26 protein-coding genes are annotated in these 22,350 nt (G+C 34.6%); 2 read left to right on the top strand and 24 right to left on the bottom strand.

The genetic code is table 11. The annotated features are described in order from the left end of the window. Positions 1-515: 515 nt before the first annotated feature. The 17 genes from AABK40_RS18485 to AABK40_RS18565 all read right to left on the bottom strand — a co-directional run bounded on the left by AABK40_RS18485 (position 516) and on the right by AABK40_RS18565 (position 15,332). Entirely contained in the window at positions 516-1,271 is a 756-nt protein-coding gene (locus AABK40_RS18485) for a hypothetical protein (RefSeq protein WP_338398700.1), read from the bottom strand. Between the two features lie 150 nt (positions 1,272-1,421). After that, on the bottom strand, positions 1,422-2,216 hold the full coding sequence (locus tag AABK40_RS18490) for a hypothetical protein (RefSeq protein ID WP_338398701.1): 795 nt from the start codon (positions 2,214-2,216) through the stop codon (positions 1,422-1,424). A 444-nt stretch (positions 2,217-2,660) separates the two neighbouring features. After that, the gene (locus AABK40_RS18495; protein WP_338398702.1) at positions 2,661-3,023 is read right to left on the bottom strand and encodes a hypothetical protein; all 363 of its coding nucleotides are present in this window, start codon (positions 3,021-3,023) and stop codon (positions 2,661-2,663) included. 158 nt (positions 3,024-3,181) lie between these two features. After that, positions 3,182-3,832: a hypothetical protein gene (locus AABK40_RS18500; RefSeq protein WP_338398703.1), complete on the bottom strand. Its 651-nt coding sequence runs from the start codon at positions 3,830-3,832 to the stop codon at positions 3,182-3,184. A 728-nt stretch (positions 3,833-4,560) separates the two neighbouring features. Continuing rightward, positions 4,561-5,460 carry a tetratricopeptide repeat protein gene (locus AABK40_RS18505; protein WP_338398704.1) on the bottom strand — a complete coding sequence of 300 codons (900 nt, stop codon included), beginning with the start codon at positions 5,458-5,460 and terminating at the stop codon, positions 4,561-4,563. 867 nt (positions 5,461-6,327) lie between these two features. Further along, positions 6,328-7,101: a hypothetical protein gene (locus AABK40_RS18510; RefSeq protein WP_338398705.1), complete on the bottom strand. Its 774-nt coding sequence runs from the start codon at positions 7,099-7,101 to the stop codon at positions 6,328-6,330. A 58-nt stretch (positions 7,102-7,159) separates the two neighbouring features. Beyond that, complete coding sequence (locus AABK40_RS18515; protein ID WP_338398706.1) at positions 7,160-7,300, bottom strand: hypothetical protein; 141 nt, start codon at positions 7,298-7,300, stop codon at positions 7,160-7,162. A 20-nt stretch (positions 7,301-7,320) separates the two neighbouring features. Then, positions 7,321-7,884, bottom strand: coding sequence for a hypothetical protein (locus AABK40_RS18520; protein WP_338398707.1), 564 nt, complete (start codon positions 7,882-7,884; stop codon positions 7,321-7,323). A gap of 774 nt (positions 7,885-8,658) precedes the next feature. Further along, positions 8,659-9,213, bottom strand: a complete 555-nt coding sequence (locus AABK40_RS18525) for a hypothetical protein (RefSeq protein WP_338398708.1) — start codon at positions 9,211-9,213, stop codon at positions 8,659-8,661. A 119-nt stretch (positions 9,214-9,332) separates the two neighbouring features. Beyond that, positions 9,333-10,055 carry a hypothetical protein gene (locus tag AABK40_RS18530; RefSeq protein ID WP_338398709.1) on the bottom strand — a complete coding sequence of 241 codons (723 nt, stop codon included), beginning with the start codon at positions 10,053-10,055 and terminating at the stop codon, positions 9,333-9,335. A gap of 173 nt (positions 10,056-10,228) precedes the next feature. Beyond that, entirely contained in the window at positions 10,229-10,810 is a 582-nt protein-coding gene (locus AABK40_RS18535) for a DUF3885 domain-containing protein (RefSeq protein ID WP_338398710.1), read from the bottom strand. Positions 10,811-10,959: 149 nt separating this feature from the next. Next, entirely contained in the window at positions 10,960-11,919 is a 960-nt protein-coding gene (locus AABK40_RS18540) for a hypothetical protein (protein ID WP_338398711.1), read from the bottom strand. A gap of 6 nt (positions 11,920-11,925) precedes the next feature. Next, on the bottom strand, positions 11,926-13,029 hold the full coding sequence (locus AABK40_RS18545; protein ID WP_338398712.1) for a ParB/RepB/Spo0J family partition protein: 1,104 nt from the start codon (positions 13,027-13,029) through the stop codon (positions 11,926-11,928). Positions 13,030-13,245: 216 nt separating this feature from the next. Then, positions 13,246-13,887 carry a hypothetical protein gene (locus tag AABK40_RS18550; RefSeq protein ID WP_338398713.1) on the bottom strand — a complete coding sequence of 214 codons (642 nt, stop codon included), beginning with the start codon at positions 13,885-13,887 and terminating at the stop codon, positions 13,246-13,248. 120 nt (positions 13,888-14,007) lie between these two features. Further along, complete coding sequence (locus AABK40_RS18555) at positions 14,008-14,223, bottom strand: hypothetical protein (protein ID WP_338398714.1); 216 nt, start codon at positions 14,221-14,223, stop codon at positions 14,008-14,010. A gap of 12 nt (positions 14,224-14,235) precedes the next feature. After that, complete coding sequence (locus tag AABK40_RS18560; RefSeq protein WP_338398715.1) at positions 14,236-14,667, bottom strand: hypothetical protein; 432 nt, start codon at positions 14,665-14,667, stop codon at positions 14,236-14,238. Positions 14,668-14,831: 164 nt separating this feature from the next. Beyond that, the gene (locus AABK40_RS18565) at positions 14,832-15,332 is read right to left on the bottom strand and encodes a hypothetical protein (protein WP_338398716.1); all 501 of its coding nucleotides are present in this window, start codon (positions 15,330-15,332) and stop codon (positions 14,832-14,834) included. On the opposite strand from AABK40_RS18565, the gene AABK40_RS18570 reads away from it, so the two are divergent. Further along, positions 15,331-15,675: a hypothetical protein gene (locus tag AABK40_RS18570; protein WP_338398717.1), complete on the top strand. Its 345-nt coding sequence runs from the start codon at positions 15,331-15,333 to the stop codon at positions 15,673-15,675. The genes AABK40_RS18565 and AABK40_RS18570 overlap by 2 nt on opposite strands. A gap of 430 nt (positions 15,676-16,105) precedes the next feature. On the opposite strand, the gene AABK40_RS18575 is transcribed toward AABK40_RS18570, so the two are convergent. After that, positions 16,106-16,606, bottom strand: coding sequence for a hypothetical protein (locus tag AABK40_RS18575; RefSeq protein ID WP_338398718.1), 501 nt, complete (start codon positions 16,604-16,606; stop codon positions 16,106-16,108). On the opposite strand from AABK40_RS18575, the gene AABK40_RS18580 reads away from it, so the two are divergent. Continuing rightward, a complete protein-coding gene (locus AABK40_RS18580) occupies positions 16,605-16,880 on the top strand; it encodes a hypothetical protein (protein ID WP_338398719.1) in 276 nt (91 codons plus the stop codon). The two genes, AABK40_RS18575 and AABK40_RS18580, sit on opposite strands and share 2 nt — an antisense overlap. 574 nt (positions 16,881-17,454) lie before the next feature. On the opposite strand, the gene AABK40_RS18585 is transcribed toward AABK40_RS18580, so the two are convergent. The 6 genes from AABK40_RS18585 to AABK40_RS18610 form a co-directional block, all read right to left on the bottom strand. Further along, positions 17,455-17,922, bottom strand: a complete 468-nt coding sequence (locus AABK40_RS18585; protein WP_338398720.1) for a hypothetical protein — start codon at positions 17,920-17,922, stop codon at positions 17,455-17,457. A 149-nt stretch (positions 17,923-18,071) separates the two neighbouring features. Then, complete coding sequence (locus AABK40_RS18590; RefSeq protein WP_338398721.1) at positions 18,072-18,746, bottom strand: DUF6678 family protein; 675 nt, start codon at positions 18,744-18,746, stop codon at positions 18,072-18,074. Positions 18,747-19,462: 716 nt separating this feature from the next. After that, entirely contained in the window at positions 19,463-20,092 is a 630-nt protein-coding gene (locus tag AABK40_RS18595) for a glycohydrolase toxin TNT-related protein (protein WP_338398722.1), read from the bottom strand. Positions 20,093-20,284: 192 nt separating this feature from the next. Next, positions 20,285-21,190: a hypothetical protein gene (locus tag AABK40_RS18600; RefSeq protein WP_338398723.1), complete on the bottom strand. Its 906-nt coding sequence runs from the start codon at positions 21,188-21,190 to the stop codon at positions 20,285-20,287. Between the two features lie 65 nt (positions 21,191-21,255). Continuing rightward, on the bottom strand, positions 21,256-21,720 hold the full coding sequence (locus AABK40_RS18605) for a hypothetical protein (RefSeq protein WP_338398724.1): 465 nt from the start codon (positions 21,718-21,720) through the stop codon (positions 21,256-21,258). Positions 21,721-21,867: 147 nt separating this feature from the next. Then, positions 21,868-22,323: a hypothetical protein gene (locus tag AABK40_RS18610; protein ID WP_338398725.1), complete on the bottom strand. Its 456-nt coding sequence runs from the start codon at positions 22,321-22,323 to the stop codon at positions 21,868-21,870. Positions 22,324-22,350 lie beyond the last annotated feature (27 nt).

The raw sequence follows: 22,350 nt of genomic DNA on the forward strand, positions 1-22,350 counted from the left end.
CGTAACTTATTATAAAATATAGGTTCCGATTTATTGATGTCAGGTGCGTCCAATTTTAACGTTTAGCGATCACCGTTGTTGAAAAAAATGTTTGAAAGTCTGCGGCTTGAAACCATTTATGGTCACGCTAAATTGAATTGAAAAAATGCTGAATCACGTTTTGCTGTTGTTCGTTTTTCTGCTTTGAAAATCGGAAGTCAAAAACCATTTATGGTCGATCTAATATTTTTGAAATTCCCGATTTATGCGACACCGCGATTGTAAAATCAATGCTGAGTTAATTTTGACAAACTCTTGTTAATCTTCTATTTATTAACACTTTACCTTAAAGTATTCAAGCATATGTTCATTCTTATGACCAAGATAGACCGCTATTTTTAGCAGAGATAACGGTCTCTGCTATGAGTAGTTGCGTGTGTAAGTTACAAATTTAGCAAGTACACACCAAGCTGAAAATCCGAGAGGATTTTCAGAAGTAGGCGAGAACAAGCAATTACTTATAGCCATTGTTAGCATTAGTTTTCTATTTTTTCTACATAGTTATTACTTATCCAACCTCTTAATTTTTGTCCTTTAAATTCATAGTCAATAGGGTTATTACATAATTCGTGATTTAAAGATTCACTTTCTATTTCAACAAATAGCCAAATCCGAGTTTCTTTAATTATTTCCGATAATACTTTAACAGTACTATTTTCTTTTAATTTTCCAATAATGTTAGTATTTGGTTCACAAGAAAACATTGACTCATTTTCATCATATTCTCTAATATTAGGTGAAAACCTAACATTGTAATTGTTATTTAAAATCTTAACATTATAGATTGTAGAAAGATAAGTTTCGGGTTTTAAAAGTTCATAGCTTTCATTAAAAAGAACATAATTTTCTTTAGTAATTAATTTGTCAGATTGAAAATTGAAAACTCTATTAGAGATAAATGGACTTTCTCCACAACAGTGGCTTTGTTTTATTATTAAATTTTTATTTATTCCATTGTGTAGATAATAGTTATAGCAAAATTCAGAGATTACTTTTTCTAATTTTTGATTTACATTTAAATAAATCTCAATACATTTAGGTTCAGCACATTGGTACAAATAAATATAATCTATATCGTTATCATTGTCTAAGTCTATCTCAAGTTTTTTAAAATCAGACATACTGTTTGATTTAATATTTTTTTCTATTCTTTCAATTTGTGTTTTAAGTTGTTCTTGAGAAAAACTATTTGTACTGATGAAAAATAAGATGATTGGAATTATTATTCTCATTCTTGGTTGAAATTAATGCTAACGGCCCGACTATTAGTAGTTGCGTAAATATGCTACAAAATTAGCAAGTAAGTACCTATCTGAAAATTCCCGAGGATTTTAAGCAGATAGCGGGAAAAAGCAATTACTAATAGCCATTGTTAGGCACAGTTATTTATTCAGTTTCTTAAATCTTTCTACCAATAAAGGAAATCCTTTTTGAGTCCAAAAATCAGAATCGATACTCCCACTCGACATTCCTCCAAAACTAAAATGTTTAACAAAAAATGACTTACCTTTTGTGGGTATTTCATTTGTGTTCTCTTTAAATCCATCTATAAGAAACTCCTCAAACTGCTCTACATTCGTAACTGATGAATATTCAAATCTTGCCTTTAAATCCTTCCATAGATAAGGATCGCCTCTTAATCCATATTGCGATGGTTCATCAAAGAGTTCTTCAGTAATACCCTTAAATCCAAAATTACCTCGAAGTGGATATTTGTCTTCTAAATAGCTAAAAATATCTTTCCCTACTTCTCGCCCAAATGAAAATTCATTGTTGAAGTGTATTTCGTTTTGGAGTAAAGGCCATTTCCCATATTTATTTCTAATTTCATATACTATTTCTGCCCTAATAGAATTTATTTGGCTTTTATCCATCCCTGCAAAACTCCATACAAAACATTCTGCAATTTTAGTTTCTTTCCAATTATGTCCGTGATAACCATTTGTGCAATCAACTCTCAATCCTTGGGCTAATTTTGTATGTATTGGTTGAAGCGTAGCCCCAACATACAGGTAGAAATCATTGTTTTTTAGAAGATATACTTTCGAAGTTTTTGGCTCTTTGAATTCAGGCTCAAAATCATTTGGAAACAAAAGGTGTTTAAGATTCTTTACAAACCCTATTTTTCCTTCTTTCAGGCATAATTCAACTCTATCGTATTTATAAAATCCCCACATTCTGTTTTTCTCTAATTGTGCCTAACGGTTTGGCTAAGAAACGTGCGGATCTTAGAACACGGCACTGTCAACCGAGAACCAAGTTTATTTTGTATACTAAATTTCATTTTACCACTTCTGCCCGCATGTTTTCTTAGCCTTTGTTGGCGTGTCGTTTTTTATTTCCTTTCATCAATGTTATAGAATCAATAATTATGATCATTAAGTATATAGCTAAAATTATCCCACTGATTGGTAAAGTAAAAAGTATCAACCATGGTAGTGCCATCCAAGCACAGTTTCCTTCATGACACGGCTCTCCTGTTGAAATTTCTGTTAACAAACCACCAAAAAGTCTGATAATAGCTGGTTATAATCCACAAAAGACAATTATGGCTAACCATATAGGAAACCGTGTCAAATAGTGTTTTTTATTTTGAATGATTATCCCCAACCCTCTACGCTTTAAAATTGAACGTTATTGCTGTATCGAATGGCGTCAATTACCTGACTTTCCATTTTTTCAGTTCGTCCGACCCAAATTGTTTTTTTGTGTGAGGTGTAGTGCCATGTAAATACGTGAACGATAGAGTCCGTTAGGATTTCCTTTTTATTTAGAATTCCACTATCAAATTCGTTCAGGTTGTCATTTACGTTCACTTTGTACTGTCTGTTGGGGTCAGTCTGAAAATACTTTTTATGAGCATAGTCAAAATTCCGTCCGATTAGTTCATCTATCGTCTTAACGGGTTCGTTCCAAATGTCGAAATACCATGAGGCAGTCAGTCCGACAATGATTATTGATACTATGACTATGAGTTTCTTCATTTTAAATGCACTTTAAATGCAGGCCAACGGTTTGCATATGGCTTGTGGCGGTTTAAAATCACTTTCCTGTCCCCGAAACCAAAGCTGGCTTTGGAGCGAAAACCTTGCTGGTAGCCGTTCACTCGCCATAAGCTATATGCTGTGATGGGCATAGTTTTTTATTTTTTTCCTTTCTTCATTATCGAGTCACAGAAGTTTTTAGTCCTTTGTCTTCCTGGCTTAAAAGAGTTCGCAATGTCAACAAAATAGTCTTCTACAAACGTCTTGTACACCCAATTATCATTCTCGGTTAATTTGTCACTTAGCTTTTTATTGTCAGGGTCAAGTACACCATGCCACTGGTCTCCAATTTTTTCGTTTTCGTAATTGTCTCTCGAAAACTGAATGCAGTTTTTAAGTTTTTTCTTTTTGTCGTTGTCAGGTGCATAAGAGACAAGAAAGCTATTAACAGTGTCAAATAGTTTGTTTCTGTAAAGGTAACACCAACCTTCAGCTTCGAAAATTTCAGCGTAGAGGAGATAAATTACAAGTAAGACTCCTTCTTCTAATTCGTCTCTGTCGTGCTGTCCGATTTCTCCTTTTAGTTTTAAAAACTCCCAATAATTCCTATTTAAGTGGCCACCGAATGAAAGTTGACTGGCATAGAGGTAGCTGTAGTTTGTCAATTCGTGTTTTATAAACCTAATATCCTTTAGAACAAGCTCTACTTCGTTGTAGTCAGTTTCTTTTTTTGAGCCATCAGGAAATTCAATCCATAGCGAAGACTTGTCCGCTAAAAACTTGTCTTGAATTCTGCGATTAATTTCCATTTTTTCCAATTATGCCCAACGGTGTGTATATGGTGCGCTGGGAATTTTATCCTTCCGAAGCTCGCGGCATGATCCAAGCCCAAGTTTTGAATCTGTTTTATTTGCTCTGCTAAACCGATTCAAAACTTGGGCGATGGTTGATTTGGATTTGAGGTTTCATCACCCACAGAAACCCCTGTGCGCTATATATAGTGTTGTTCCTTGTCTTTTCGTCTTCCTGTAAGACTATGATTTTGTTATATCGATTTTCGTTATTGCATCTTTCAACAACATTACAACTCGCTATTCATTTCACCAAATCAATTACCAAACGGCTGTGTTTTCAATCTATTTTGATTTTGTCCGTTAACTAATGCCAATGATTAACTCCCCTTCTATATTCTTGACCAAAATCCCTGTTGTAGTCGAGGCAATTTTAGTTATTGATACGTCCGAGACATTTGAGTTTGCTCCTCTTCTATCAATCAAGTTTTCCATTACTGTTTCTCCTAAGCATTCTTACCGTTGGATCGCTATTTGATATTTGCGATGATTGAAATTTTGGTAGCCACGTTTCGTTCTGATTGTTGAAATCTGATGACCGACGTGGATTGGGAACAACGGTTGGGCTATGAGTAGTTGCGTGGTTTAGCACTAAACTTTGCAAGTACACACCAAACTGAAAATTCGCGAGGATTTTCAGAAGTGGGCGAAAACAAGCAATTACTTATAGCCATTGTTATGCTTTGTTATTTATTTTCTTCGATTATCGTTTCTGCATTTTTATTTTTTGGGTTTAACTCTAAAGACTTTTCATATGCATTTATGCCTTCTTCTTTCTTTCCAAGAACTAAAAGACATTCGCCTAAACTATCCCAAGTATTAAATCCATCAGGATACAATTCTGTGTTAAGATTGAAGATTTTTAATGCGTCCTCATTTCTATTTTGTCTCATTAAGCTATAACCAAAACTATTAATTGCTCGTTCCGAAATATCGAATTCGGGGTCTTCTTTATTTTCCAAGTTAATGGTTTCAATTACTTCATCTATGGATTTTTTTTGAGCAAACAATTCAGATAGTTTTTTTCTGTTCATTTGTTTAACTTTCTCTCTTTGTTCGGCCAGAGTTTCAACGCCATACTCTATTCGCTCGGCATCGGAAACCTTGGTCGTGTCCATTTTTCCAAGTTGCCAAGGCTCTTCTTTTCCTAGTCTTTGATATTGAGTTCCATAAATTTGGGGCTCGTCCTTACTCAATAAATATCTATCAATGGCGGCCGCCAAAAGCCATTTATTTGCGGTAGAATCCAATTCAATGGATTTACGCATTAGTTTGACCGCCATTCCATAGGCCGTAGAATCTCCTCCGTGTTGAAAAATCATCGCAGCATTGTGATAGTCTTTAGAAGTCCTAACTTTATTTGAATCCAAAAGCTGATAAATCCTTAATTCTCTTAAACTGTCCCTTTTAGAAACCACGCTCCAATCAATACTATCTGTTTGTCGGTCAGCTTGGTCATTTCTGTAAATTTCAATTAATTCCGTATTGTCCTCAATTGGTTCTTCGATTACAGTTTCCGAATTCTCTTTATTTATTTTACAAGAAACAAGTCCGAAGATTAAAAGGATTAATAATGCATTTTTCATATGGTTTGGTTTTTAATAAAGCATAACGGTGTGTATATGGTGCGCTGGGGATTTTATCCTTCCGAAGCTGGCGGTTTATTTCCAAGCCCAAGTTTTGAATCTGTTTTATTTGCTCTGCTAAATCGATTCAAAACTTGGGCGATGGTTGATTTGGATTTGAGGTTTCATCACCCACCAAAACCCCTGTGCGCTATATATAGTGTTATCTCTTTTTCATCGTTCCAAATTTCATCGAATCGATGAGTTTTGTTTTTAAAGTCTAATCAACTTTTGTTCACGTAACTTACTATAGAATATAAATTCCTATTTATTGATGTCAGGTGCGTCCAATTTTTACGTTTAGCGATCACCGTTGTTGAAAAAAATGTTTGAAAGTCTGCGGCTTGAAACCATTTATGGTCACGCTAAATTGAATTGAAAAAATGCTGAATCACGGTTAGCTATTGTTCGTTATTTTGCTTTGATAATCGGAAGCCAAAAACCATTTATGGTCGAACTAATATTTTTTGAAATTCCCAATCCATACGACACCGCAATTGTCAAATCAACGCTGAGTTAATTTTAATAAACTTTTGTTATACATCTATTTATTTACACTTTACCTTAAAGTATTCACACATATCTTCATTCTAATAACCAAGATAGACCGCTATTTTTAGCAGAGATAACGGTTTGTGTATGGGCAGTAGGGCAGATTCGAAGCACTTCTTTTTCCGTTTACCACTAAGCCAAAACAAACGTTTTTACTTTTATATTTCTTTTTGTTAAACGTTAAAACTTTGTTTTGGCGTTGCCTGCTCAAAGAACAGAACTTTCAATTTATCTCTAAATGCCCTATTGGCTATACACCTTGTTGGTAGCCGTTTTTTATTCTTTTTCATCATCAAACTTGAAGATTTCTTCTTCATTGTCAATCATGTATTGTAGACACTTTTCAAAGTCGCTTTTAATCGTCTTGCTTAGAAACTGTTTCCATTCAGGTTCGTCTTCATGTCTGACAAATGCGAACAAAGCCAACGCATATGCCCATTCGTCAATTTTTAGATACCCTAAGTTACTGTGTCCCCAACGGTCAGTCTGGTTATAAAACTGAAAAGCACTGTTTGCATTGAAAATTCCAAGTCCAAAAAAGACTGTTGTAAAGTCTGTGAGCATTTCATCGTTTTCCTCGAGCTTTTTTTCGCCAAGCAACTTTACATGAGAAAGTTCATGTGCAATTGTTGCAATTAAATTATCAGGTATTTCTAATAATGCTTCGTCAAGTGAAATGCTGAATTTGCCATCAACTTTTTCGTGATGATATAGTCCTGCCGCTTCTGGATTTTCGGGGTCTGATTCCATGAAAATCACAGATGTTCCCATGTCAATTTCTTTTAATCCATTGTCATAGAAGTCAAGCTCAATCTTATTTGGGTCGAGTTTCATATTCTCACAAATGACTTTAAGAACTTCAGTTGCATTTTCTTGACTTTTGTTCCACTTTATTGGAAAGTCTGAAATTGTTGGTGTCAGAATTCTACGGTCTTCAATTTTAGGTTCAGGGAATTCCTGCATTAACCATAGAAAATTGTTCTCGAAGTATTTTCTCAGTTCCTTGTCGAGTGGCTCGTATTTTTTATTTGATTTCAGAAAGTTGAACATGGTCGTTTTTCAAATGGCTACCAACGGTACGTGTATGAGTCGTGGCGGTTTAAAAGCACTAAAGATAGCGGTTTTCTTCAAGCCAATCCTGCGGATTGGCCACTAATTTATATTTACCAAGCGAGCCGATCCGCAGGATTGGCGGACATTCCAACACCCACCGAGCGTCGACTCTACCACCAACCCGCCATGACTTCATACATTATGTTGAGTGCAGTTCTATTTGTATTTATTGAGTTCTTCGGGAAAAGTTGGTTTGTAGTCCATCCCTCTTTTATGAAGACTAGCCTGTCCTTTAAAAGCAATGTCCTGCCAAAGTTTCCTCTGATCTTCAGTTAGTCGTTCTTTAGGAATCTTTCTCCATTCGTTACAGAGGAATTCTATTTCTGTACGTTCAAGAAAAACTGGAATTCTACCTCGTTCCAATTCAGCTTCTATATTAGTTGAGTTATAGGCGTTAAGGTTCATCAATACTTGGGAGAGATACTGAAAAATATCCTCGTTAGCCTGTTCAGAATTATCGTCCAGACAGTTAGCAACCGTTTCAATATTGGCTTCAGCAAAGAAGTTGTTTGCAAGTTGCCATTCAGTTCCGTCATGCGCGTCTGTTCGTATGTCGCCACGATCGTTTACAAGTCTCAGTTTGAATGCATTGTTCTGGAGTTCAATAATCCAGTTGCCAAAGTTCTCTTGGTCGAAGTACGAACTCAGATGTTCCCACTTATACTTGGCTATTGCCTTCTTTACTTCACTTTCTATTGTTTCGAAATCATTTTGCTCCATGCTGTATTGCACTCAACGGTGTGTATATGGTGCGCTGGGGATTTTATCCTTCCGAAGCTGGCGGTTTATTTCCAAGCCCAAGTTTTGAATCTGTTATATTTGCTCTGCTAAACCGATTCAAAACTTGGGCGATGGTTGGTCTGAATATGATGTTTCATCACCCACAGAAACCCCTGTGCGCTATATATTGTGTTATCTCTTTTCATCGTTCTTAATTTCATCAAATCGATGAGTTTTGTTCTGATAGTATAATCAACTTGCTATTCACGTAACTTATTTTAAAATATAAGTTCCGATTTATTGATGTCAGGTGCGTCCAATTTTAACGTTCAGCGATCACTCCTGCTCACCACAATATTTGGAAAGATGCGACTTGAAACCATTTATGGTCACGCTAAATTGAATTGAAAAAATGCTGAATCACGTTTTGCTGTTGTTCGTTTTTCTGCTTTGAAAATTGGAAGTCAAAAACCATTTATGGTCGATCTAATATTTTTGAAATTCCCAATCCATGCGACACCGCAATTGTCAAATCAACGCTGAGTTAATTTTGATAAACTCTTGTTATACTTCTATTTATTAACACTTTACCTTAAAGTATTCAAGCATATGATCATTCTGACAACCAAAATAGACCGCTATTTTTAGCAGAGATAACGGTCTCGGCTATGAACAGTTGGGGATTTTTGCCCTAACTTTTCGGTTTAGCACAGACCTTTGTTTTATGTTTATACTTTCGTTTATCACTTTCGCCCCAATTGTTTATAGCTATTGTTACACCACGTTTTTTATTCCGATTTTATATTTTTCCGCTGTTTTTTTATCGAATACAAGAGTCAAATGGTCTTGCATTCCGATTATTCTTCCGTCTCTAATTTCGAGAGCAGAAATCCACACTTCTTTCCCATTCTCAAATTCAAGTCGTACATCTTGCGGATAGTAATTTCGTTTGTCCTCATTAATCAAACTCCAATAGGACCAACAGCTTTCAATTCCGCTGATTTTTGCTCCGATTAGTTCAGTCCATTTTTGGTTGTTGGTCGCATTGTATTTTTTAGCTCCATTTTCTGTGCTGAATTCAGCCGAAATAGTTCCATTTCGGAATTTTAAATCGTATTGGGTGTATTCGTTTCCCCACACAAAATAGAAATTCAGCTTGTCAGAGGTAACTAATTCAATTCCGTAATCCAATGTGTGATATTCAATTTCATTCCACATAGGTTCTCCGTAATCTATTTCGTAGTAATTTACTTCCGCAATCGACTTTCCAACCAGTTCTCTAATCGGTTTTTCGTAGTTGTTAATTTCTATTTCGATTGTTTTTTTCAAATGTGGTGTAACGTTTCGTATAAGAATAGTAGCCGATTGCGTGGCACTCTCCTGTCAAGTTGCAAGAAAGTTGAAACGGGCTACTACCCTTTAAATTACTGCCATTTCGGCTATTATTTTTATACATTGTTGTGTTGCGTTTTTAATTCATTCCCAGTCTGTTGTGCTAATCTAACAAGTTTTTCCCAATTCGGGTCAATGTGAAGAGTTCTAATGTCTTGGTCAGGGATTTTATTAAAGATCGAGTCGTAATAATCATTGAACTCTTTCAATTTAATCAATTCACTTTCTGAGAATCCTTTAATAAAATTTTCGCTATCAGGATGGTAGTTGTCGTCAAACCACATGCAAACCATTTCTTGAATCGCAATGTAATCTCCAACTGTTTTCCCATAATCAAGTTGCTTTTCGTAATCACCGAGTAAATTTAAAATGTCAATTACACTATTTCTAACAGTCTTTGCGAGATTTGCGCTTTCTGTTTTAAATAATCCATTGAGTGTAACCATGAATGCAGAATTACTAAATTCTTGAACTCCGCAATATGAAATATATTTACTATCACATTTAGAACAAGTCAATCTATCAAATACAGGAAATCCACCGTCCGCTGATTTGTTATTTAAACCAATTTTGTAGTAAGCTTTCAAAAACTCGAAATCACGATTTGCTAAAGAATCTGTTTTTCCATTCCAACTATTATCAATTTGTCTTTTTGAATCAAGAAGAATTGTTTTGCCACATTCATCGCAAGCAAATGAAAAATCATTTCCAGATTCCTCTGTCCGATAAATTGGTTTTCTATCGTATTCTGGCTCTAATATTTTCTTTATAATTTCCATTTATGCAGGGTCTGTTCAAATGCAACACAACGGTTTGCATATGGCTTGTGGCGGTTTCGAAGCACTTTCCTGTCCACCGAAACCAAAGCTGGCTGCGAGGGGAAAATTTTGCTAGCAGCCGTTCACCCGCCATAAGCTATATGCGTTGTTGTAGCACGTTTTTATTTATTTTTTTACATTCCATCTTCTATGTCAGAAAGCCAATCCTTGTATTTAGCCTTTAGTTTGTCTCTATTTTCGGTGGTGTTAACAATCACGTCAACTCCACCGTCATAAGGTGCAATCACACATTTCTTTGATGGACTGACAAACATTGCTCTTATTTCATCATCAGCAATCGCTTTGAGAATTTCATCTCTGTTTCCGTTTTTCCAATTTTCAGTCTTTACGTAAATATCAAAGAACATTTCATCTTCATATTCTTCAGGTCTTTCCTTGTGTAAGTCAATGGTTAATACTTTTAGAAATTCTCCAAAGTCAGTTAATTCTTTGTAATTGTCATTGGCTATGTCGTTTGTGTAAAGCCCGAAAGAAATTGCTACTTCTGATTCTTCTCCAATCAGGTCATTAATCAATTGGTTTTGTCGATCAAGTATGATTCTGTACTCGTCCGCAGATTCGGCATATCGTTTTGACTCAGGCAAACTATGAATCCTAAACCATCTGTCGGGATATATCCATTTTAATTCGTGATTGATTGGAAACGATTCCGGATATTCCTTATTCCAATAGTCTATGAATTCGCTTTCTGTCATTTTTTTAATGTGCTACAACGGTTCGTATAAGAATAGTAGCCGATTGCGTGGTACTTTCCTGTCAAGTTACAAGAAAGTTGAAGCGGGCTACAACCCTTGAATTTACTACTGTCTCGGCTATTATTTTTATACATTGTTGGGCGTAGTAATTATTCTGCCACTGCAAGTTTTTCTTTTAGTTCCTTGTCTACAAATGGTTTTGAAATCTTATGAATTTCCTTTAAATAACGTCGGTACATTCTCTTTAATATACGTAACCTATCAAAGACTATTGTCGAATATATTTTCATGTCATCCAACCAAAGCCCAGAAGTGTCCCTAAAGCTTTTTGGAATATAAATTGTAGAAACAGGAGGATGCCTGAATGAAATGCAATTTTTCCATTTGTCATAATGCGCATCAAATTGTTTAGCCTCCCAATCAAAACCACAAGCACATTGCCCAAAGAATATTGGTCCCGCCTCATTATTATCATGATTATACCACGCAACTATATCTAGTCCAAAATCTCCTGATATCTTATCCTCAGAAAAATATGGTGATAATTCAAGGCGTAATTCTTTACTTAATTCTCTGATTTTATCAGAGAGCTTATTTTGATTAAATTTCTTAGATTTAATCTTGGACTTACCGAATGAATGCACTTGAGTGAAGCGTGGTAAGTGACTCTTTAAAGAAAATGTGCTAATCAATTCAAAATTTGAAGTTAAATCACTCATGTGTTCCTTGTAGTAGTCAAGGTTCGAAGAGTATAGAAGGTATAAATAAAAGTAATGCTTTCTAAACAATTCCTTTTTCAAATAGATAATATTCTCAGAAGTATCAAATTCGAATGGATAAAAGTCTAAATAATGATGTACTCTTGAAGAAACAAAAGTAAATCTATCAATAACTTTCTGCATTAATCTATCATTAGATTCACTTTCAGTAATGCCTGTATCTTCATTGTCATCATCTGTTGAATCTTTTTCATCAGTTATTCTATCATACAGAGCATCACAAGTAAGTAGACCATCTGGGTTTTTTAGGCACAATAATTCAATATAGTCAGCCCACTTATTTAAATCTGAAGTCTTAGGTGTATTGGTAATATCTTTTGAAGTCCTCATATATAATTACAATTGAAAATCATCAGAGTCCTTTTTGTTAATCTTATCTTTGATGCTTGAATTAAGTAATTTAAGGTATTCTAATAATTCACGTATTGCATCTAAATCAGACATGTCTGTTTCAGAAACTTCTGGAAGAATATTCCAAGCTGTTTTTAACTTATTAAGTGACTCTGAAATAGAATTTTTCATAATTTGATTAGGATATGAAGTTAATTGCCTTGCCTCAACTAAACTTTTACCATCACAAAATGCTTTTAAAGCTCTTTCATTACCAACAATTTCATTAAGTATTCTAATATTCCTATTATCGCCTACTCTAGTTTGGTTTTCTAAATTTTTCTCAAAAAGCCACTTAGTTAATTGCTTTAGATTATTAATATCTAAGTCTTCTAAAGGATTTTCCTGTTTCAAATCTATACCTAGAAAACTAGTTATCTTACTGTATCTAGTACTAGAGTCAGCTAATTTTGAAAATTCAAAGTTGTTATCATCAAGATTTTCAATTTTAAAGAATGCTTCTTTTTCAATTATTAAGTATAATTCATAGGATATCACTAATTTCCTTACATAATCGGCTTTGCTACCAATCTTTCTAGCAAGTAATCTAAAATATTCGTAATCATTAGGTTCTCCATCAATTTTATAAAGTTGATGGAGATATCTAGCTTTTGCAAGTGAACTCCAACTTTTAACGCCAGTAACATGCCTATAACCTAAGTAACTTAAAACTTCTTCTCGGTTATCGAAGATAACTACAGGTAATTTGTGAGGAATATTTTCTTTACTTGACCGCTCTAACACCTGACCAATAGTGGCTTTCATAAAATCAATGCCCACAGGATTACTTAGTATTTTGCAAGCCGCAAGTCTACGATTTCCTTCAATAATGACAAATCTATTATTTTTTCTAATTGCTAATAGAGGTTCTCCTGGGAAAAAACCATTCGTACTTATTGACTCCATAAGGTCAATCAATGATGCATCTTTTAGCATCCACCTGATGACTTCATTGGTAGATGAATTTTTTATCTTATTTGGTACTCTTGGGTTTAATGGGTCAAAATCCAATAAATCAAGTTCTATATATTCTATTGCCTTTTCTTTCATTATTATGTTCTCTTAATATGAGAATTATAAGTTATCTAACTTTCAAATATAACATTTATCAATTACTTTATCACTTTTACAACAAGTTACATCACTGCGTCATTTTTATTACGCCCAACGTTTAGTATATGGCAAGTAGGGCAGTAGAAAGCATTGAACTTTCAATCTTGCGGACTTTGTAAATAGCTCAGAATTTTCAATTTGTCACTAAATGCCCTATTTGCTATATACCGTGTTGTGCCTTGCCTTTATTGGTTCAAAATTTTCATTTTTCAACAGTTCAGTAAATTTCATTAATTCGGATTCAAGTTGTTGCACAGAAGCGATTGCCGGGTTGTTTATGTCAAGTAACTTAGTCAAACCCTCAAAATCAAAGATCACATCATATTTATTAAAAAGATGCTCTAGGCGTTTGAATTCATCTTTATCTATCTGCCTATGTTCAACAAGAGCTTTGAACTGTATCGTTTTTGAGTTTTCTCTGGTTATGTCACATTTAATTTTGAAATTGTTAACAAAACCTTCTTTAGTTTCTTCAGTGAAAAACCACTTTGTTTTTTCATTTATAAAAGTTTTTGTAAATCCAATTTTTGGAAGTTTGTCATAGGGTGATTTGGAAAATGCTCGTTTTCTAACTCTTCGTTTTGATAGCCATTCAAGGTAAGCTATTGCGATAATGAAAATTGGAAATCCGATTCCTGCTACTAACAAGATTGTTATTAATAAAACTGGGTCAGGAAATTGTTCATTAAAATAACCGATTATTAATAGTATTAGGGCTAACGATAAAAATATTAAAGAGGTCGCAACAAAGGCGAATCTTAATTTATGTTTATTCAGTTTTAAAAATCCGTCCATCTTTTTTTGGTTGGGCACAACGGTGAGTGTATGATTTCGTAAGGGATTGCGGGCTTCAAAACTATCAAGTTACCACCCAAAATCGATGCGGGTGATAACGCTCGAAAACCTCTGAAACCCTTATGAATGATACACATTGTTGTGTGTAGTTTTTACTTTTTCTTCAATTTGCTTTTCCATTTCGATTGCTGATAATTCAACATCTTTCTCAAGTAATAATAAATTGTCTCCGATTTTTTCAATAGTCGGACCTAATGCATGAGTAAGCTTCACTTTCCAAATGCAATTCGACACTTCATCAATTTCCTTTTTCCATTTTTCGAGTCCACTTTTCATAACAACTTTTACTTATCCATCTATTGAAACTCCAACTTGTTTATTTTTCTCAAAATGAACACTGAAAAAGTAGTTTTGTCCTTCTTTTTCTTGAAACGCCATTTCAAATCCTTCGTCACGAACTGATATTCCTTTCAGTTCAAAATGCTTTTCAATCGACACGAATTCCATTTCTGCTTTTTCAAACTGTTCTTTAAGTGCTTTTTCCGATTCAGCTTTTATTTCCGTTTCGTTATTCAGAGCATTTAGTAAAATCCGTTTTTGAGTGTCGGCAATTCCGCTTTTATCTCCTGCAATTAGGATTTCAATGTCAGAGTTAAATAATCTTTTATTTATCTGCCAACCAACATCATTTCCTCTCGAACTAAAACTCTGAATTTCTCCAAAATCAGAGTCATTTATTCTTAATTTTTTACTTCCAAATAGATTTCCAAATATTCCCATTTAGTTTGTTTTTAGTTCGGTTTGCTGAATTTACACACAACGTTCCGGGTATGAAACGTAGGGCATTTCGGAGCTACGAACTTGTCCACCAAGACGATGCTTGCTAAGAATCCGAAACTTGCGGAAACCACTGTCAGCCCTATGTTTTATACCCATTGTTGTGGCTAGTTTTTTATTTTTTTTATGTCAAAATAGCATTCTCTTACAGGGTTTAAATCTGACAATCCTTTGTCACAAAGGGTTTGTTCTTTTTTCCTTTGTTCAATTCCCCTGTCGAAGTCTCTCTTAATTTCTGAAAAGTTGGTAGCAGGACTTTGAGAACCGATTCCAACTTTCGTTTTATTAACTGCAATTATTTCCAATACTTCAAAGTCAATTAGTGCATCTCTTTGAATATATGTCAAGTCAAGCAGGTCAAGACATTTCGTGTTAATCATCCCGCTTGGAATTTGTCTTCCGAAAAGCCGATTTTGATCAATGAAACATACTCCAATCCATTGTCCGTTTTCGTCTTCATTAAAGTCCAAGACAATAGCAGACATTTCCGCACTGAAGCCATGAAATTTTAGTATCTGTCCAAATTTTACAGGAAAGCTTTCAATTTCTAGTCCTGTCCAATTTGGTTGCATCATTTCTGGAATTGATTCTGAGGAATTCGTTGTCATGTTATTACAACTTGAAATTAAAAGTCCAATGGTCAGTATGAATGCTATTCTTGTCATTTTTCAAATTAGCCACAACGGTGTGTATATGGTGCGCTGGGGATTTTATCCTTCCGAAGCTGGCGGTTTATTTCCAAGCCCAAGTTTTGAATCTGTTTTATTTGCTCTGCTAAATCGATTCAAAACTTGGGCGATGGTTGATTTGGATTTGAGGTTTCATCACCCACAGAAACCCCTGTGCGCTATATATAGTGTTGTTCCTTGTCTTTTCGTCTTGCTTAAAGACTATGATTTTGTGATATCGATTTTCGTTGTTGCATCTTTCAACAACATTACTACCCGCTAATCTTTTCACCAAATCAATTATCACACGGCTGTGTTTTCAATCTATTTTGATTTTGTTCGATAACAAATGTTATGGATTACCTCCCTTCTATATTCTTGAGCAAAATCCCTATTGTAGTCAAGTCAATTTTAGTTATTGAAACGTCCGAAACATTTAAGTTTGCTCATCTTCTATCGTCCAATTTTCTATTACTAACTATGCATGGTTACTGTTGAATCGCTGTTTGATATTCGCGATGATTGAAATTTTGGTAGCCTCGTTTGGTTCTGATTTTTGAAATCTGATGACCGACGTGGATTGGGAACAACGTTCCGGGTATGAAACGAGGGCATTTCGGAGCTACGAACTTGTCCTCCAAGACGATGCTTGCTAAGAATCCGAAACTTGCGGAAACCACTGTCAGCCCTATGTTTTATACCCATTGTTGTGGCTAGTTTTTTATTTTTTTTATGTCAAAATAGCATTCTCTTACAGGGTTTAAATCTGACAATCCTTTGTCACAAAGGGTTTGTTCTTTTTTCCTTTGTTCAATTCCCCTGTCGAAGTCTCTCTTAATTTCTGAAAAGTTGGTAGCAGGACTTTGAGAACCGATTCCAACTTTCGTTTTATTAACTGCAATTATTTCCAATACTTCAAAGTCAATTAGTGCATCTCTTTGAATATATGTCAAGTCAAGCAGGTCAAGACATTTCGTGTTAATCATCCCGCTTGGAATTTGTCTTCCGAAAAGCCGATTTTGATCAATGAAATATACTCCAATCCATTGTCCGTTTTCGTCTTCATTAAAGTCCAAGACAATAGCAGACATTTCCGCGCTGAAGCCATTAAATTTTAGTACCTGTCCAAATTTTACAGGAAAGCTTTCAATTTCTAGTCCTGTCCAATTTGGTTGCATCATTTCTGGAATTGATTCTGAGGAATTCGTTGTCATGTTATTACAACTTGAAATTAAAAGTCCAATGGTCAGTATGAATGCTATTCTTGTCATTTTTCAAATTAGCCACAACGGTGTGTATATGGTGCGCTGGGGATTTTATCCTTCCGAAGCTGGCGGTTTATTTCCAAGCCCAAGTTTTGAATCTGTTATATTTGCTCTGCTAAACCGATTCAAAACTTGGGCGATGGTTGATTTGGATTTGAGGTTTCATCACCCACCAAAACCCCTGTGCGCTATATATAGTGTTATCTCTTTTCATCGTTCCTAATTTCATCGAATCGATGAGTTTCGTTCTATTATTCTCATAAACTTTCTGTTCACGTAACTTATCATAAATATAAACTCTTATTTATTGATGTCAGGTGCGTCCAATTTTCACGTTTAGCGATCACCGTTGTTGAAAAAAATGTTTGAAAGTCTGCGGCTTGAAACCATTTATGGTCACGCTAAATTGAATTGAATAAATGCTGAATCACGTTTAGCTGTTGTTCGTTTTTCTGCATTGAAAATCGGAAGTCAAAAACCATTTATGGTCGATCTAATATTTTTTGAAATTCCCAATCCATGCGACACCGCAATTGTCAAATCAACGCTGAGTTAATTTTGATAAACTCTTGTTATACTTCTATTTATTAACACTTTACTTTATAGTTTTCACTCATATGTTCATTCTGACAACCAAAATAGCCCGCTATTTTTAGCAGAGATAACGGTCTCGGCTATGAGTAATTGCGTGGTTTAGCACTTAACTTTGCAAGTACACACCAAACTGAAAATCCTAACGGATTTTCAGAAGTATGCCAGAACAAGCAATTACTTATAGCCATTGTTGTAAGCAGTTTTTATTGGTTTAAAAATTCATTCATTTTTTCTGGTTTCGGATATTCGTTTTTTTGTCTGGCTATTAATATTATTTCTCCCAAATGAAATGATAAATGCGTACTTGAATCTTGAATTAGTTTGAGTTTCTCATTTAATTTTAAGTCCGACAAATCAAGATTCAATATTATTCTTTCAATTTGTTCTGTTTGATTTTTGAATTCCTCAATTTTTATTTTCCATTCGTTCAAATTATTTGGTTTCCATTCAAATATCCAAGATTCAGATTCACTAAAATCAATCTTCGAATCTATATTGTTCAGTTTTTCTATCTGAAATTCTCTCCATATGATCAAATGATTTAGTGTTTGCCATATGGTTTTAGAATGTCCCTCTATTAAAATTCCAATTATTTCAACGGGAATGGTTTCAAAAACTTTGAACGTATCGAATGCATTTTTAAAAATAAAATTGAAGTTCAGTTTACTCATTCTCAAATTGCTTACAACGGTTAGTATAAAAATAGTAGCCGGTTGCGTGGCACTTTCTTGTCAAGTTAAACAAAAGTTGAAGTGGGCTATAACCCTTGAATTTACTGATATTTCGGCTATTATTTTTATACATTGTTGGCAACAGTACTTTATTTATATCCGTATATTTTAAGTTCAAATTCATCTAAATCATATTCAAAATGACCTAACATATTTATTGCTTTTACAAGCTCATCAATCGGTTGTGAAATAATCTTAGGATTAAGTTTTTCATCTCTATTTCTTCTTTCAAACTCAGGCTTTCTTGGAATCGAAATCCATTCTATCTCATTAAAATTAAACGGGCCACCTCCAATATCTCCAAATCCACTATTATCAAAATGGTCAGAATCAAATTTGTCAAAACTAAATCCAGTTGCAGTGTCAGAAATGAGAAATTTAACCTGAGCGACACTGAAAAAGAGTTTGTCCTTTTTTAATTGGTTAAATATCTTAAACCACTTTGTATTATTCATATAACTGGTTCGCTTCAAAAGCTCTTTATCCAATTTTTGTTGGTAAATTCCGAATCCATCTAATTCCAAGTCTGATTTTTTAATTATCAGAGAGTTCTTAATCGGATTGTGATTTGCTAATTGAAAATCGTCTAAATCCCTATCGAATAATACCAATACCCTTTCTTTGTCTGAAAGTTTATCATTAATCACAGTCCCACTTTGTCCAATCAATTTCCAATAATCATCGAATTTGTCTACGTCTTCAGGTGAAATATTTGTCCCTAAAAACGTTTTTAATCTTACTGGCGTATCTTTTCTAATCTTCATGTGTCACTGCGTCTTTGTGTTGTTGCCAACGGTGTGTATATGGTGCGCTGGGGATTTTATCCTTCCGAAGTTCGCGGTCTAATCCAAGCCCAAGTTTTGAATCTGTTTTCTTTACTCTGCTAAATCGATTCAAAACTTGGGCGATGGCCGATTTGGATTTGAGGTTTCATCACCCACCAAAACCCCTGTGCGCCATATATAGTGTTGTTCCTTGTCTTTTCGTCTTGCTTTAAGACTATGATTTTGTTATATCGATTTTCATTGTTGCATCTTTCAACAACATTACAACCCGCTAATCTTTTCACCCAATCAATTATCACACGGCTGTCTTTTCAATCTATTTTGATTTTGTCAGTTAACAAATGCTAAGGATTACCCCCCTTCTATATTCTTGAGCCAAATCCCTGTTGTAGTCGAGTCAATTTTAATTTTTGATACGTCTGAAGCATTTGAGTCTGCTCCTCTCCTACCAATCCAGTTTTCTACTACTGTTGAATCACTGCTTCGTTTTGATGATGATTGAAATTTTGGTATCCTCGTTTCGTTCTGTTTGTTGAAATATGATGACCGACGTGGATTGGGAACAACGGTGAATTGTATGAGTAGTGGCAGATTGCGTGGTACTTTCCTGTCAAACCGCCACGCTGTTTGAGCGGGCGCAAAGCTTGATATTTTGCACTTTACCTGCCATTACTTATACAAAATGTTAGGGGCTTTTATTTTTTCATTCTTATCAATTCGAGTCCTCCAATTTCAACAGCATTGGCAAATGGTATCTCTTCCTGTCCAAAATAGAACTTCCCGCTATCGAAGCTTATCATTGTCGTATCCATGAGAAAAAAGCATTCGTCTGTCTTGGTCAATAAATCTGAGTTTGAATCCGATAATTCAATAACTTCAACGTAACTAACTGCATTACTCTTGGTTAAATTATCAATCGGAATTTGTTTTTCAGAGGTTTGGAAGAAATATTTAGTTCCCCCTCCAGGCATCCCAAACCATGGCATTACTTGTCCAGCTGAAACATTAACATTTTCAGGAAGTCCATTAACAATGAAATACTTTTTCTGTAATTCTTGAAAGTTTGGTGGTAAGGATTTCTTTTCAAATAGTTCTTTAAATTTCCAGAAAAAAACAGCTTGATTTTGCCATTCTGGATTTTCAGTTTCTTCTTTTAAATTATCACTCCAATAATGCATAAATAACTCGTGTGTCATCAGTTGAAGTCTTGATTGCTCAATTTTTTCTTTCAATTCTGCACTAAATTTTTTGTTCGAACTTTCAGAATCAATAGCATATGATTGTTTCTTAGTTTCTGCCTTTTTCCCAAATATTCTTTTAAACATTTGATTTCTCTCTTTATTACTGTTTTATTTTGCTGGGCCGCCTCTCTTAATTGCCCCTAACGTTCGGTGTATGGTGTCGTAAGGGATTGCGGGCTTCAAACCTATCAAGTTACCACCCGAAATTAATGCGGTTGATTCCGCTCGAAAACCTCTGAAACCCTTATCCACTATACACATTGTTGTAGCCCGTAATTATTTGTATTCCTGAGTTTTAAATAAACTTTCAAGATTCTCTTTATAATTTTTCGAGTATTTATAATACTGTTTCTCTTTTAAAATCGAACCTAATACTAAATCCATTTTTTGCTCCTTAAATTTCTTTTTCTGATTTAAGCACATATAATGATAAATCAATGTATTAAGGTATTTATCAATGAAGTATTCTTTATAGCTCATTTCGTCTTCATCTTTTAGGATTTTCATCTTAAAGTCAGGAAAGTTCAAATCAAGATACTGGTAATATGGTTGTCCATTAAACTTTGGATATTTGCTAATCTTTTCCATCGCTGCCTTATAGTTTGGTGGCTTAACAATATTCATGTACCCCCAAATAGTCATGCCGCATAGACTCATTGCTTTTAAGAAAAAAATCCCTTTTTCGGTATCACTCTTTAGATTATAACTATTCAATTCAAAATTCACGGCTGTCAAATCAAATGGTTGATTCTTATTTCCAATCCCACTAAATAACATATCATAGTAATTATCAACTAAAGCAAAATATTTGATGTCAGAATTCAAGGTATCAGCAATCAATTTATAATTGTCTTTAGGATTCTCCTCTCGAATATTTAGGTTTATCTGTCTAACTACAAAAATGTATTTTAGAGATGTTGTGTCAGGAAGTTGTAAAAATCTCTCAGAAGTCAGGTCGTTTTTAGGAGTAATCGTCTGTTTGATAAACTCAACTGTTACATTCAACTTATCTGTCTTTAGTTTATCCAATTTTTCATCAGTCCCCTCGGGAGGGTTATTTCGAAACATGAAGTTTCTATAAATCTTTCCTAACTCAATCAGGTTGTTGTCAATTTCTTGATTCTGTGAATATGAATTAATTGCAATTACGCTTAAAAATAAATAGGCTAAAATCTTTCTCATATGTAATAATGTTTCATCTTCTTATGGGCTACAACGGTTAGTGTATGGTGCGTGCTTTGCATGCATTATACACCGTGTTGTGCATAGTTTTTTATTTCTTTCAATTCTTTCTCAATCGAATCAGAATCGATTAAGTTTTCTTCGAATTGTATTTCTTTCTTAGTCTTTTTCCAATAAGGATAGAGCCAAGTCATAGCCGTTCCTAAGTTTTCAAATTCTGAATCGCTTAGAATCAAATCAGTCTCATTTTTATAGGTAAAATTTCCCTTATAATACTTTGTGATTCGCTTTCTCTTTGTCAGCAAATTGAAAAATCTGTCAATCGCTATTTGAACATCATCGTACTCAGGGTCAAAATGCTGATGAACCAATCCATACCCAACCGTTAGTTCTCTGTCGTCACAAGAAATCCATATTCCTGTTTCACCAATTGTTAGGTGGTCACCTTCTTCATAATCCTTTAAATCACTCCCGAAATGGTTTTTCAAAAGTTCCTTGATCTTAGAAAATATGGCTTGGTGTTTTTTCATTTTTAATTATGCACAACGGTTTGCATATGGCTTGTGGCGGTTTCGAAGCACTTTTCTGTCCAACAAAACCAAACTTGGCTACGGAGCGAAAACCTTGCTAGCAACCGTTCATCCGCCATAAGCTATATGCGTTGTTGTGTGGCGTTTTTATCTTTTTATTTTATTCATTTCAAGGGTGTCAGTTGGATTTATGAAACCTATTAAGTTGTCCATTTCGTCAATAGTCATTGTTAATGAGTCAGTTTTTAAAATCCAATTGTCGTTTTCCTTCTTGCAAGTTCCATCTAAAAATCCCCAAGACGAGCCTGGATTTAAGCTATACGTCATACTAAACTCGTTTGTCTCTTTCCATCTAATCAGTGAAAAAGTCGTATCAGCTTTTTGAAATGTCCACTGTTCCAACCGATTATTTTGGTGTCTGTCAATACCTTCTCCAAATAGATAAAACATTACAATCGAAGCAATAACAGAGTTGATAAGGAATATTCTCGAAAACTCTTTCTTTTTAGCAAAGAATAGAACTCCTGCAATTATCAGATTCAGTACGAAAACAAACGGAACCAAAAGAATAATTCCGATAGAGACACTTGGGTCTGGGTCCATTTGGTAAACCCATAACCAAATCAGTCC

The organism is Persicobacter psychrovividus (assembly GCF_036492425.1).
Lineage (GTDB): Bacteria > Bacteroidota > Bacteroidia > Cytophagales > Cyclobacteriaceae > Persicobacter > Persicobacter psychrovividus.